Here is a 13,021-nt window from a genome sequence, read left to right as displayed (position 1 = left end):
GCCTGCTCGCGATGAGGCCATCACATTCAACAGTGATGATGACTGATAGTCCGCTATCGCGAGCAGGCTCGCTCCCACAGGATGTTCACAATGAGGCAGAGGACGTTATTCGTACTGGCTTAGCAGCCGCTCCATCCGCGCATCCAGCCGACGCTTGATCTCGGTCTCGATGTGCGGGGCGAAGTCGTCGATGACGTCTTGCAGGATCAGCTGCGCGGCAGCGCGCAGTTCGCGGTCCAGGTGCAACAGGGCATCGGAGCCTTTGGGTTCGGCCTTGGGGGCTGGCTTGGGTTCGGGCTGGCCGTTGATCGGGTCGAACAGCAGCGGGATCTGTTCGTCATGCACAGGTTCGTGCTCCACCGTATCGGTCAACAGCGGTGGTTGCAGGTTATCGTCGCCGAGCAGTTTGCGGATCGACTCGAGGTCGTCCAGCAGGTGCGGGGGCTTTTGCGGCGGTTTTGGAGTGTCCATCGTAGGCTCAGAGTCGCTGTAAACGGTGGTCTTGCAGAGGATAGCCCTGTTCGCGGTAGAAACGGAAACTCTCCCGCGCGGCTTGTCGGATGGCCGGGTCTTCGACCACCACTTCCGCCACGCGGGCGAAGCGCTGGGCAAAGGCCGGTACTTTCAGGTCGAGATTGACCAGCAGGTCCTGGTGCTGACCGCAGTCATCCCCCAGCCCCAGCACGATCAACCCCTCGGGTTCGCTTTCCGCCGGGCCGTGGGGCACGAAGCTTTCGCCCTTGAAGGCCCACAAACGTGCGTCCAGATCCTCGCGCTGGGCGGCATCGCTGCAATGCAGGTAGATGCGATGGCCCATGCGCCAGGCCTTTTCGGTGAGCTTGCAGGCAAAATCCAGCCGCGCCGACGGATCGGTGCTGGGCAGAATGTAGAAATCGACTTTGGTCATTGCAGTTCCTGAGCCGCCGATGGCGCCACCTGCAGGTGACGCCATCGACGGTCATTGGTGTCAGGCCTTGGCGCGGTCCAACAGGTACTGGGTCAGCAGGGGAACCGGACGCCCGGTGGCGCCCTTGTCCTTGCCGCCGCTGGTCCAGGCTGTGCCGGCAATGTCCAGGTGCGCCCAGTTCAGGTTCTTGGTGAAGCGCGACAGGAAGCACGCCGCCGTGATGGTCCCGGCTTTCGGGCCACCGATGTTGGCGATGTCGGCGAACGGGCTATCCAGTTGCTCCTGGTACTCATCGAACAGCGGCAATTGCCAGGCGCGGTCGTCGGCTTGCTGGCCGGCGCTGAGCAGTTGGCTGATCAGTTCGTCGTTGTTGCCCAAGAGGCCCGAAGTATGGGCGCCCAGGGCGACGACGCAGGCGCCGGTCAGGGTCGCGATGTCGATCACTGCTTGAGGCTTGAAGCGCTCGGAATAGGTGAGGGCGTCACACAGCACCAGGCGGCCTTCGGCGTCGGTGTTGAGGATTTCCACGGTCTGGCCGCTCATGGTGGTGACGATGTCACCCGGGCGCGAAGCTGTGCCGCTGGGCATGTTCTCGGCGCAGGCCAGGATGCACACCAGGTTGATCGGCAGTTGCAGTTCGAGCACGGCGCGCAGGGTGCCGAACACGCTGGCGGCGCCGCCCATGTCGTACTTCATCTCATCCATGCCGGCGCCGGGCTTGAGACTGATGCCGCCGGTGTCGAAAGTGATGCCTTTGCCCACCAGCGCGTAAGGCTTCTCGGACTTCTTGCCGCCGTTGTACTGCATGACGATCAGGCGCGGCGGCTGGGCGCTGCCCTGGCCGACGGAGTAGAACGAACCCATGCCCAGGTCTTTGATTTTCTTTTCGTCGAAGACTTCGACCTTCAGGCCCTTGAATTCCTTGCCCAGCGCCTTGGCCTGTTCGCCGAGGAAAGTCGGGTGGCAGATGTTTGGCGGCAGGTTGCCCAGGTCGCGGGTGAAGGCCATGCCGTTGGCAATCGCCGTGGCGTGGGTCACGGCGCGATGGACTTCGGCCTGTGCGGCCTTGATGGTCAGCAGGGTGACTTTTTTCAGGGCGCGGGGTTCGGCTTTCTGGCTCTTGAACTGGTCGAACTGGTATTCGCCGTCCACCAGGGTCTCGGCCAGCAGGCGGTTCTTGCCATAGCTGTCGCGGCCCTTGACCACCAACTCGTCCAGCGCCAGAGCAGCGTCGCCACCGCCCAGGCCTTTGAGGGTGCCCAGTACGCCGGCGATGATTTTACGGAACGGACGGTCGCCCAGTTCGGCTTCCTTGCCCACGCCCACCAGCAGCAAGCGTTCGGCCTTGAGGTTGGGCAGGCTGTGCAGCAACAGGCTCTGGCCGACTTTGCCTGCCAGGTCGCCGCGCTTGAGCACGGCACTGATAGCGCCGCCGCACAGGGCGTCGAGTTGGGTGGCGACGACGCCGAGCTGGCGGTTTTCACCGACGGCAACCACCAGCGTGGCGGTTTTCAACGTTTCTGGGCTGACGCTTTTTACAACCAGTTCCATGTGCGGATCCCTGAGTGAATGGTCAAGATGCCAGGCGCCGACACATTGGCGCGCTGAGCGAGCTTCTTCTATATAAAAGAAGCGCCGGTGCTTGCCGGCAACAAAGGCCGCAGTTTGAACCTCGGCGCCGGAGCCTGACAACCCTCGCCGACGTTAACTTTGCGGCTTTAAGCGCCGGTTTAAAGCGTGTGCAGTGACAGGCGCCTCCAATCACAGGATAATGCGGCTCTTTTTTCGGCGGTTCGCTTTGGCGGGCCGGCTCGATACGTTTGCTTGTTTGGCCGCCTTAGGGTTTGTATGAAAAGTCGCCGAGCGGCGATCAGGCAAGGCGAAAACAGGCGAGGAGGCGGAGTTGACTGGTTGTCAATGAGCATTGCGAGCCTGTTTTCAACGCAGCATGATCGTCGCGCAGGCACTTTTCGTACAAAGCCTAGCCTGACAGCCCTGGAGTGTTTGGTGTGATCGTCTTCCGTTATCTATCCCGCGAAGTCCTGCTGACCCTGAGCGCCGTCAGCGCCGTGCTGCTGGTCATCATCATGAGCGGGCGCTTCATCAAATATCTCGCCCAGGCGGCCTCCGGTGCCCTGGATCCAGGCTCCCTGTTTCTGATCATGGGGTTTCGCCTGCCCGGTTTCCTGCAACTGATCCTGCCGCTGGGGTTGTTCCTTGGCATCCTGCTGGCCTACGGTCGTTTGTACCTGGACAGCGAAATGACCGTGCTGTCGGCCACTGGCATGAGCCAGCAGCGCCTGTTTCGCATCACGCTTTTCCCGGCAACGCTGGTGGCGTTGCTGGTGGCTTGGCTGAGCCTGAGCCTGTCCCCCCAGGGCGCCAACCAGTTCCAGCTGCTGATCAACAAGCAGGACGCCATGACCGAATTCGACACCCTGGTGCCGGGTCGCTTCCAGGCTCTGCGCGACGGTACGCGGGTCACCTATACCGAGCAGCTCTCGGACGACCGGATCAACCTGGGTGGCGTTTTCATCACGCAAAAGAACCTGTCTTCCGACAGTAAAAAGGATCGTGGCATTTCCGTGCTGGTGGCCGAGAAAGGTCGCCAGGAAATCAACCCCGACGGCAACCGCTACCTGATCCTGAACAACGGCTATCGCTACGACGGCAATCCAGGGCAGGCCGATTACCGAGCCATCAAGTACGACACCTACGGTGTGCTGCTGCCCAAGCCCGATGTCAGCAACGAAGTCACCGACCGCGATGCAATGTCTACCGCCAGCCTGCTGGGCAGCGATGACATTCGCGCACGCACCGAGCTGCAATGGCGCCTGTCGCTGCCACTGCTGGTGTTCATCGTCACCCTCATGGCGGTGCCGCTGTCGCGGGTCAACCCGCGCCAGGGCCGTTTCCTCAAGCTGCTGCCGGCGATTCTTTTGTATATGGCTTACCTGACCATCCTGATTTCCGCCCGCAGTGCCCTGGAAAAAGGCAAGATCCCGCCGACCCTGGGGCTGTGGTGGGTGCATTCGATTTTCCTGGTCATCGGCCTGGGGCTGCTTTACTGGGAGCCGCTGCGCCTGAAACTGGCCAGTCGCCGCAGCGTGCTGGAGGTGGCCCGTGGTTAAACTCGACCGCTACATCGGCAGCAGCGTGTTCATGGCGATCATCGCGGTGCTGGGGATTATTCTTGGCCTGGCGACCCTGTTTGCCTTCATCGATGAAATGAGTGACGTCAGCGACACCTATACCCTGACGGACGTCCTGAGCTACGTGCTGCTGACCGCGCCGCGGCGTCTGTACGACATGCTGCCGATGGCCGCGCTGATCGGTTGCCTGATCGGCCTGGGCAGCCTGGCCAGTAACAGCGAGCTGACCATCATGCGCGCCGCTGGCGTGTCCATTGGTCGGATCGTCTGGGCGGTGATGAAACCGATGCTGGTACTGATGCTGGTGGGTGTACTGATCGGCGAATACATCGCCCCGGCCACGGAAAACACCGCCCAGGCCAACCGTTCCCTCGCCCAGGGCGGCGGCGATGCGCAAAGTGCCAAGCACGGTCTGTGGCACCGTCAAGGCGATGAGTTCATCCACATCAACTCGGTCCAGCCCAAGGGCATTCTGTATGGCGTGACCCGTTATCGCTTCGACGAACAGCGTCACATGCTGTCGGCGAGCTTCGCCAAGCGCGCTCAATTTGCCGAAGATCACTGGCAGCTGAGCGATGTCACCACCACGTTGTTCCATGACAAGCGCACCGAGGTGGTCACCGCCCCGCAGGAGCGCTGGGACGTGGCGCTGAGCCCGCAACTGCTCAGTACCGTGGTGATGGAGCCGGAGTCCCTGTCGATTACCGGTTTGTGGGGGTATGTCCACTACCTGGCGGACCAGGGCCTGAATAACGGCCGCTACTGGCTGGCTTTTTGGGTCAAGGTGTTGCAGCCGCTGGTCACTGCCGCCCTGGTGCTGATGGCGATCTCCTTCATCTTTGGCCCGCTGCGTTCGGTGACCCTCGGCCAGCGGGTGTTTACCGGCGTGCTGGTGGGCTTCACCTTCCGTATTGCCCAGGATTTGCTGGGGCCATCGAGCCTGGTGTTCGGTTTCTCGCCGCTGTTTGCGGTGCTGGTGCCCGCCGGTGTCTGTGCGGTGGCCGGGCTTTGGCTGCTGCGCCGAGCCGGTTGATCGCGCATCTGTAGCGAGGGGGCTGTGGGAGCAAGGCCGTGTGGGAGCAAGCTTTGCTCCCACTTGTGCGGTGTATCAGGTACAATTCCCGGCTATTTTTCGGCGGGCTATGCCTGCAGCCTTTTTGAGTGTTGATCCGTGAGTGATTTGAGTCATATCCGCAATTTCTCCATCATCGCCCACATTGACCATGGCAAGTCGACGCTGGCTGATCGCTTCATCCAGATGTGCGGCGGTCTGGCCGAGCGCGAAATGGAAGCCCAGGTCCTGGACTCCATGGACCTTGAGCGTGAGCGCGGGATCACCATCAAGGCCCACAGCGTTACCCTCTATTACAAAGCCAAAGACGGCATCACTTACCAGCTGAACTTCATCGATACCCCGGGCCACGTCGACTTCACCTATGAAGTCAGCCGCTCGCTGGCGGCCTGTGAAGGTGCATTGCTGGTGGTCGATGCCGGCCAGGGCGTCGAAGCCCAGTCGGTTGCCAACTGCTACACGGCCATCGAGCAGGGCCTGGAAGTCATGCCGGTGCTGAACAAGATCGACCTGCCCCAGGCCGATCCGGACCGCGTGAAGGAAGAAATCGAGAAAATCATCGGCATCGACGCCACCGACGCGGTCACCTGCAGCGCCAAGACCGGCCAGGGCGTGGACGAAGTGCTCGAACGCCTGGTGCACACCATTCCCGCGCCGACCGGCAACATCGAAGATCCGCTGCAAGCGTTGATCATCGACTCCTGGTTCGACAACTACCTGGGCGTGGTCTCCCTGGTTCGCGTGCGCCATGGCCGCGTGAGGAAGGGCGACAAGATCCTGGTCAAATCCACCGGCAAGATCCACTTGGTGGACAGCGTCGGTGTATTCAACCCGAAACACACCGCCACCGTCGATCTCAAGGCCGGCGAAGTGGGTTTCATCATCGCCGGCATCAAGGACATCCACGGTGCACCGGTCGGTGACACCCTGACCCTGAGTTCCACCCCCGACGTCGATGTGCTGCCCGGTTTCAAACGTATCCAGCCCCAGGTCTATGCCGGTCTGTTTCCGGTCAGCTCCGACGACTTCGAAGATTTCCGCGAAGCCCTGCAAAAGCTGACGCTGAACGACTCGTCGCTGCAATACACCCCGGAAAGCTCCGATGCCCTGGGCTTCGGCTTCCGTTGCGGGTTCCTGGGCATGCTGCACATGGAAATCATCCAGGAGCGCCTGGAGCGCGAATACGACCTGGACCTGATCACCACGGCGCCGACGGTTATTTTCGAGCTGTTGCTCAAGACTGGCGAAACCATCTACGTCGATAACCCGTCCAAACTTCCGGACCTGTCGTTGATCGAAGACATGCGTGAGCCGATTGTGCGCGCCAACATCCTTGTGCCTCAGGAGCACCTGGGTAACGTCATTACGCTGTGCATCGAGAAGCGTGGCGTGCAGCACGACATGTTGTTCCTCGGCACGCAGGTCCAGGTGACCTACGACCTGCCGATGAACGAAGTGGTGCTGGACTTCTTCGATCGTCTGAAATCGACCAGTCGCGGCTATGCTTCGCTGGATTATCATTTCGATCGTTACCAATCGGCTAATCTGGTGAAGCTGGATGTGCTGATCAACGGTGAGAAAGTCGATGCCCTGGCATTGATCGTTCATCGTGACAACGCGCACTACAAAGGTCGTGCATTGACCGAGAAGATGAAGGAACTGATTCCGCGGCAGATGTTCGACGTGGCAATCCAGGCCGCCATTGGCGGGCAGATTGTGGCGCGTACAACCGTCAAGGCGCTCAGAAAGAACGTATTGGCCAAATGCTACGGCGGCGACGTCAGCCGCAAGCGCAAGCTGTTGGAAAAGCAGAAGGCCGGTAAGAAACGCATGAAGCAGGTCGGTAACGTGGAAATTCCACAGGAAGCCTTCCTTGCAGTGCTCAGGTTGGATAGTTAGGTCCTATGTCGCTAAATTTCCCGCTGTTGCTGGTTATCGCCGTGTTCGTCTGCGGTCTTTTGGGGTTGCTTGATCTGTTGTTCCTGGCGCCACGGCGCCGGGCTGCCATCGCCTCGTATCAGGGCAGCGTCAGCCAGCCTGATGGTGTGGTGGTAGAAAAACTCAACAAGGAACCGCTGCTGGTCGAATACGGCAAGTCGTTCTTCCCGGTGTTGTTTATCGTGCTGGTGCTGCGTTCGTTCCTGGTGGAACCGTTCCAGATCCCGTCCGGCTCGATGAAGCCGACCCTGGATGTGGGCGATTTCATCCTGGTGAACAAGTTTTCCTACGGGATCCGCCTGCCGGTGATCGACAAGAAAGTCATCGAGGTCGGTGACCCGCAGCGTGGCGATGTGATGGTGTTCCGCTTCCCGAGCGACCCGAACGTCAACTACATCAAGCGTGTAGTCGGCCTGCCGGGCGACACCATTCGCTACACCGCCGACAAGCGGCTGTTCGTCAACGGTGAATCGGTGGCTGAACAGCTGATCGGCTCCGAGCCGGGCACGTTGGGCAGTGCCGAGCTCTATAAGGAAAAACTCGGCGAGGCCGAGCACCTGATCCGCAAGGAAATGAGCCGCTACCGCGCCACGCCGGACCATTCGTGGACCGTGCCGGCGGAGCACTATTTCATGATGGGCGACAACCGCGACAACTCCAACGACAGCCGTTACTGGGATGATCCGAACATTCCCAAGGACATGCTGGGCATGGTCCCCGACCGGAATATCGTCGGCAAGGCCTTTGCGGTCTGGATGAGCTGGCCGGAACCCAAACTCAGTCACCTGCCGAACTTCTCGCGGGTTGGCCTGATCAAGTAATCACACACGGCGCTGTTGAACACAGCGCCGAATGCATTTCTGGAGCCTGTACAAGGCTGCCCGAAGGCATGAAGCCACCGATAGTCAGGACGTCATTTTTGAACACAGCGTTAATTGTCCCAAGCCAACGGCGCCTTACCGCCGTGGCGGTGGAATCCAGCCACGAACTCAGCGTGGGTAAACCGTGAGCGTTTCTCTAAGCCGTCTCGAGCGTCAGCTCGGCTACACCTTCAAGGACCAGGACCTGATGCTCCTGGCCCTCACTCACCGCAGTTTTGCCGGGCGCAACAACGAACGCCTGGAATTCCTCGGTGACGCTATCCTCAACTTCGTGGCTGGCGAGGCGCTGTTCGAGCGTTTTCCCTTGGCCCGCGAAGGCCAGTTGTCGCGTCTGCGCGCACGGCTGGTAAAAGGTGAGACCCTGGCTGTACTGGCTCGTGGTTTTGACTTGGGCGAATACCTGCGCCTGGGCTCCGGTGAGTTGAAGAGCGGTGGTTTCCGTCGTGAGTCGATTCTGGCCGACGCCCTGGAAGCGTTGATCGGCGCGATCTACCTGGACGCCGGCATGGAAATGGCGCGTGAGCGCGTGCTGGCCTGGCTGACTTCCGAGATCGACAGCCTGACGCTGGTGGACACCAACAAGGATCCGAAAACCCGTTTGCAGGAATTCCTGCAATCACGCGGTTGCGAGCTGCCGCGCTACGACGTAGTGGACATCCAGGGCGAGCCGCATTGCCGAACCTTCTTCGTCGAATGCGAAGTGGTCTTATTGAATGAAAAAAGCCGGGGTCAGGGTGTGAGTCGTCGTATTGCCGAACAGGTAGCGGCCGCCGCAGCACTGATTGCCCTGGGCGTGGAGAATGGCAATGACTGATACAACCGTCACCCGCTGCGGCTATGTCGCCATTGTCGGCCGGCCGAACGTGGGCAAGTCCACGCTGCTGAACCACATCCTGGGCCAGAAGCTGGCGATCACCTCGCGCAAGCCTCAGACCACCCGCCACAACATGCTGGGTATCAAGACCGAAGGCGCCGTGCAGGCGATCTACGTCGATACCCCGGGCATGCACAAGGGCGGCGAAAAGGCCTTGAACCGCTACATGAACAAGACCGCTTCGGCGGCGTTGAAAGACGTCGATGTGGTGATCTTCGTGGTCGACCGCACCAAGTGGACCGAAGAAGACCAAATGGTCCTCGAGCGCGTCCAGTACGTGACCGGCCCCTTGATCGTGGCGTTGAACAAGACCGACCGTATCGAAGACAAGTCGGAATTGATGCCGCACCTGACCTGGTTGCAGGAACAGCTGCCGAACGCCCAGATCATCCCGATTTCTGCCCAGCACGGCCATAACCTCGACGCGCTGGAGCGGGTAATCGCCGAGCACCTGCCGGAAAACGATCACTTCTTCCCCGAAGACCAGATCACTGACCGCAGCAGCCGTTTCCTGGCGGCGGAACTGGTGCGCGAAAAAATCATGCGCCAGATGGGCGCCGAGCTGCCGTACCAGATCACGGTCGAGATTGAAGAGTTCAAGCAACAGGGCAAGACCCTGCACATCCATGCCTTGATCCTCGTTGAGCGTGACGGCCAGAAGAAAATCATCATTGGCGACAAGGGCGAGCGCATCAAGCGCATCGGCACCGAGGCGCGCAAGGACATGGAGCTGCTGTTCGACTCCAAGATCATGCTCAACCTGTGGGTCAAGGTGAAGGGCGGCTGGTCCGACGACGAGCGGGCGTTGCGTTCGCTGGGTTACGGCGACCTGTAACCCTGTTCTGGACGCATAAATTCCACTGTGGGAGCGAGCCTGCTCGCGATAGCGGTCTGTCAGTCAACATCCATGTTGAATATCAGTCCCTCATCGCGAGCAGGCTCGCTCCCACAGTGGTTTGGGGTTGTCAGTAAAACTGCGTTTACTCATTGAGAACTGCGATTCCCATGTCCGCCACCCAACCCATCGCCCAACCCGCCTACGTCCTGCATTCGCGCGCCTATCGCGAAAGCAGCGCGTTGGTGGATTTCCTCACGCCGCAAGGTCGGCTGCGGGCGGTGTTGCGTGGGGCGCGGGGCAAGGCCGGGACATTGGCGCGGCCGTTCGTGCCGCTGGAAGTCGAATTCCGTGGGCGGGGCGAGTTGAAGAATGTCGGGCGCATGGAAAGCAATGGCGTTGCCACGTGGCTCAACGGCGAGGCGTTGTTCAGCGGTTTGTACCTCAATGAATTGCTGATCCGCCTGCTGCCTGCCGAAGACCCCCATCCCGCCGTCTTCGACCACTACGCCGCCACGCTGTCGGCCCTGGCCGAAGGCCGTCCGCTGGAGCCGCTGCTGCGTTCCTTCGAGTGGCGGCTGCTGGACGACCTGGGCTACGGTTTCGCCCTGAACACTGACCTGCATGGCGAGCCCATCGCAGCTAACGGTCTGTACCGCTTGCAGGTGGATGCCGGCCTGGAGCAGGTCTACCTGCTGCAACCGGGGCTGTTCAACGGTGCCGATCTTCTGGCCATGGCCAAGGCCGACTGGAGTGCGCCGGGCGCTTTGTCGGCGGCCAAGCGTCTGATGCGCCAAGCCCTGGCGGTTCATTTGGGTGGTCGGCCGCTGGTCAGTCGCGAGTTGTTTCGCAAGCCCTGATCAACCCGTATGCTGTGGGCCGAACATTTGTCCATTCAGGAGCCTTTACGTGAGCACCAGCAATCGCATTCTTCTCGGCGTGAACATCGACCATGTCGCCACCCTGCGCCAAGCCCGTGGTACCCGCTACCCGGACCCGGTCAAGGCCGCACTGGACGCCGAGGAAGCGGGGGCCGATGGCATCACCGTGCACCTGCGTGAAGACCGTCGCCACATCCAGGAGCGCGACGTGTTGCTGCTCAAGGATGTGCTGCAAACCCGCATGAACTTCGAAATGGGCGTGACCGAAGAAATGATGGCGTTCGCCGAGCGCATTCGCCCGGCGCACATCTGCCTGGTGCCGGAGACGCGTCAGGAGCTGACCACCGAAGGCGGTCTGGACGTGGCCGGGCAGGAGTCGCGGATCAGCTTGGCGGTGGAACGGCTGTCGAAAATCGGCGCTGAGGTGTCGCTGTTCATCGATGCCGACGAACGGCAGATCGAAGCCTCCAAGCGCGTCGGTGCCCCGGCCATTGAACTGCACACCGGCCGCTATGCCGATGCCGAAACGCCCACGGACGTGGCCGATGAACTGCAAAGGATCGCCAACGGTGTCGCGTTCGGCCTGGCCCAAGGCCTGATCGTCAACGCCGGTCATGGCCTGCACTACCACAACGTCGAAGCCGTCGCGGCCATCAAGGGCATCAACGAACTGAACATCGGCCATGCCCTGGTGGCTCATGCGTTGTTTGTCGGGTTCAAGTCGGCGGTTGCCGAGATGAAAGCGCTGATCCTGGCTGCCGCCAAATCCTGAACCCACCACCACAGCCTGTGGGAGCAAGCTTTGCTCCCACATTGCTTGTGGTATGCCTTAAAGCGGCGGGGTTTCCTGGTTCGGCTTGCTCTTGTCGACACCCGGCACGTGCAGGTTGCCCTCGGCCACTTGGTTGCCTTCGAGCTGCGGCTGTGTGACCCAGGTCAGGATGTCGTAGTAGCGACGAATGTTCGCCACGAAATGCACCGGTTCGCCGCCCCGGGCGTAGCCGTAGCGGGTCTTGCTGTACCACTGTTTCTGGGACAGGCGCGGCAGGATCTTCTTCACATCCAGCCACTTGTTCGGGTTCAGCCCTTCCTTGGCCGCCAGTTTGCGGGCGTCGTCCAGATGACCGCTGCCCACGTTGTAGGCGGCGAGGGCGAACCAGGTGCGGTCCGGCTCCTCGATGCCCTCGTCCAACTGGTCCTTCATGTAGGCCAGGTACTTGGCGCCGCCCATGATGCTCTGCTTCGGATCCAGGCGGTTGGACACGCCCATGGCCTGGGCGGTGTTCTGGGTCAGCATCATCAGGCCGCGCACGCCGGTCTTGGACGTGACAGCCGGTTGCCACAGCGATTCCTGATAGCCGATCGCGGCCAACAGGCGCCAGTCGACTTTCTCTTGCTTGGCGTAGGCCTTGAAGTGTTGTTCATATTTGGGCAGCCGTTGCTGCAAATGCTGGGCGAAGGTGGTGGCGCCCATGTAGCCGAGGACATCGACGTGCCCGTAATAACGGTCTTTGAGGCGTTGCAGCGTGCCGTTCTTCTGCACCTTGTCGAGGTAGGCGTTGATTTCGTTGAGCAGGCTGTTGTCTTCGCCGGGGGCCACCGCCCAGCTCTGGCTGCGGGCGTCGCCCAGGTCGAAGGCCACGCGCACGTTGGGGAAGTACACCTGGTTCATCGCCACTTCGTTGGAGTCCACCAGGGTCAGGTCGATCTGGCCCTCATCGACCATGCGAAGCAGATCGACTACTTCAACCGCGTCGGACTCTTCGTATTCGATGCCCGGATACTGCTGTTTCAACTGCGCCAGCTGTTCGGCGTGGGTGCTGCCTTTGAGCACCATGATCCTCTTGCCCGCCAAGGCTGCCGCGTCGGTGGGGCGTGACTGGCCGTTGCGGTAGATGACTTGCGGGGTGACTTCCAGGTACGCGTGGGAAAACCGCACCTGTTTCTTGCGTTGCTCGCTGCTGACAAGGCCTGCGGCCGCCAATACCGGGCCGTTGGGTTTGCCGATCTGGCTGAACAGGTCGTCGAGGTTGTCGGCGGTCTCGATTTTCAGCTCCACCCCCAAATCGTCGGCGAAGCGCTTCACCAGCTCGTATTCGAAGCCGGTTTCACCATTGCGATCCTCGAAGTAGGTGGCAGGGCTGTTTCGGGTAACCACCCGCAGCACGCCATCCTCCTTTACGCGCTCCAGTGTGTTGGGTTTCTCAACACAACCACTGAGCACCAGGAAGAGTCCGGTTGCGATCAGCCATTTGGCATACCGCGGACGCAAAGCCGTTGGGGAAAACATCTGCGCAGTATACGCAAACGGCTACGGCCGCCATATCTCGACAGCAAAAGGCCAGTCTGCTAGCGGTTGCAAAACATGTCCGCAACACAGGCCGGCCGGCGTGTGCTGGGGTTTTGCTCGATGAAAAATATCTCTGCGCGACCCCGGGAATGGGGGCTTGATCAAGCCGTGCGCGTAAAGACCGACATTCG

The 13,021-nt window shown here is 60.9% G+C and carries 12 protein-coding genes; 8 read left to right on the top strand and 4 right to left on the bottom strand.

Annotated features, from left to right (window positions below):
• Positions 1–105 precede the first annotated feature (105 nt).
• The 3 genes from ACA047_RS23900 to ACA047_RS23890 are packed head-to-tail and all read right to left on the bottom strand — an operon-like array spanning position 106 to position 2,458.
• Positions 106–471, bottom strand: coding sequence for a DNA polymerase III subunit chi (locus tag ACA047_RS23900; RefSeq protein WP_497353581.1), 366 nt, complete (start codon positions 469–471; stop codon positions 106–108).
• Between the two features lie 7 nt (positions 472–478).
• Positions 479–907: a DNA polymerase III subunit chi gene (locus ACA047_RS23895; RefSeq protein ID WP_497353579.1), complete on the bottom strand. Its 429-nt coding sequence runs from the start codon at positions 905–907 to the stop codon at positions 479–481.
• Positions 908–967: 60 nt separating this feature from the next.
• Positions 968–2,458 carry a leucyl aminopeptidase gene (locus tag ACA047_RS23890; protein ID WP_497353577.1) on the bottom strand — a complete coding sequence of 497 codons (1,491 nt, stop codon included), beginning with the start codon at positions 2,456–2,458 and terminating at the stop codon, positions 968–970.
• 458 nt (positions 2,459–2,916) lie between these two features.
• Here ACA047_RS23890 and lptF point away from each other — a divergent pair, with 458 nt between their 5' ends.
• The 8 genes from lptF to pdxJ all read left to right on the top strand — a co-directional run bounded on the left by lptF (position 2,917) and on the right by pdxJ (position 11,312).
• Positions 2,917–4,038 (top strand): LPS export ABC transporter permease LptF, encoded by a 1,122-nt coding sequence (gene lptF, locus ACA047_RS23885; protein WP_497353575.1) that lies wholly within the window; start codon positions 2,917–2,919, stop codon positions 4,036–4,038.
• Positions 4,031–5,092, top strand: coding sequence for an LPS export ABC transporter permease LptG (gene lptG / locus ACA047_RS23880; RefSeq protein WP_497353573.1), 1,062 nt, complete (start codon positions 4,031–4,033; stop codon positions 5,090–5,092). The genes lptF and lptG overlap by 8 nt, the downstream gene beginning before the upstream one ends.
• A gap of 138 nt (positions 5,093–5,230) precedes the next feature.
• Complete coding sequence (gene lepA / locus ACA047_RS23875) at positions 5,231–7,030, top strand: translation elongation factor 4 (RefSeq protein WP_497353571.1); 1,800 nt, start codon at positions 5,231–5,233, stop codon at positions 7,028–7,030.
• A gap of 5 nt (positions 7,031–7,035) precedes the next feature.
• Positions 7,036–7,890 carry a signal peptidase I gene (gene lepB / locus ACA047_RS23870; protein WP_497353569.1) on the top strand — a complete coding sequence of 285 codons (855 nt, stop codon included), beginning with the start codon at positions 7,036–7,038 and terminating at the stop codon, positions 7,888–7,890.
• A 184-nt stretch (positions 7,891–8,074) separates the two neighbouring features.
• Positions 8,075–8,764 (top strand): ribonuclease III, encoded by a 690-nt coding sequence (gene rnc / locus ACA047_RS23865; protein WP_497353567.1) that lies wholly within the window; start codon positions 8,075–8,077, stop codon positions 8,762–8,764.
• Entirely contained in the window at positions 8,757–9,659 is a 903-nt protein-coding gene (gene era / locus ACA047_RS23860; protein ID WP_497353565.1) for a GTPase Era, read from the top strand. The genes rnc and era overlap by 8 nt, the downstream gene beginning before the upstream one ends.
• Positions 9,660–9,829: 170 nt before the next feature.
• Positions 9,830–10,519, top strand: coding sequence for a DNA repair protein RecO (recO, locus tag ACA047_RS23855; RefSeq protein ID WP_497353563.1), 690 nt, complete (start codon positions 9,830–9,832; stop codon positions 10,517–10,519).
• A gap of 49 nt (positions 10,520–10,568) precedes the next feature.
• Positions 10,569–11,312: a pyridoxine 5'-phosphate synthase gene (pdxJ, locus tag ACA047_RS23850; RefSeq protein WP_497353561.1), complete on the top strand. Its 744-nt coding sequence runs from the start codon at positions 10,569–10,571 to the stop codon at positions 11,310–11,312.
• Between the two features lie 57 nt (positions 11,313–11,369).
• Here pdxJ and mltF read toward each other — a convergent pair whose 3' ends face one another.
• Positions 11,370–12,830 (bottom strand): membrane-bound lytic murein transglycosylase MltF, encoded by a 1,461-nt coding sequence (mltF, locus tag ACA047_RS23845; protein WP_497353559.1) that lies wholly within the window; start codon positions 12,828–12,830, stop codon positions 11,370–11,372.
• Positions 12,831–13,021: the final 191 nt, after the last annotated feature.

It is taken from the genome of Pseudomonas sp. LBUM1664, from assembly GCF_059695895.1.
Note: the sequence above shows the minus strand (reverse complement) of the source record. Positions and strands in the feature narration are given on the sequence as shown.

What these genes read in the sequence shown, in the direction of transcription:
- ACA047_RS23900 (WP_497353581.1), bottom strand. Translation starts at nt 471, where the DNA reads ATGGACACTCCAAAACCGCCGCAAAAGCCCCCGCACCTGCTGGACGAC.
- ACA047_RS23895 (WP_497353579.1), bottom strand. Translation starts at nt 907, where the DNA reads ATGACCAAAGTCGATTTCTACATTCTGCCCAGCACCGATCCGTCGGCG.
- ACA047_RS23890 (WP_497353577.1), bottom strand. Translation starts at nt 2,458, where the DNA reads ATGGAACTGGTTGTAAAAAGCGTCAGCCCAGAAACGTTGAAAACCGCC.
- lepB (WP_497353569.1), top strand. Translation starts at nt 7,036, where the DNA reads ATGTCGCTAAATTTCCCGCTGTTGCTGGTTATCGCCGTGTTCGTCTGC.
- era (WP_497353565.1), top strand. Translation starts at nt 8,757, where the DNA reads ATGACTGATACAACCGTCACCCGCTGCGGCTATGTCGCCATTGTCGGC.
- recO (WP_497353563.1), top strand. Translation starts at nt 9,830, where the DNA reads ATGTCCGCCACCCAACCCATCGCCCAACCCGCCTACGTCCTGCATTCG.
- mltF (WP_497353559.1), bottom strand. Translation starts at nt 12,830, where the DNA reads ATGTTTTCCCCAACGGCTTTGCGTCCGCGGTATGCCAAATGGCTGATC.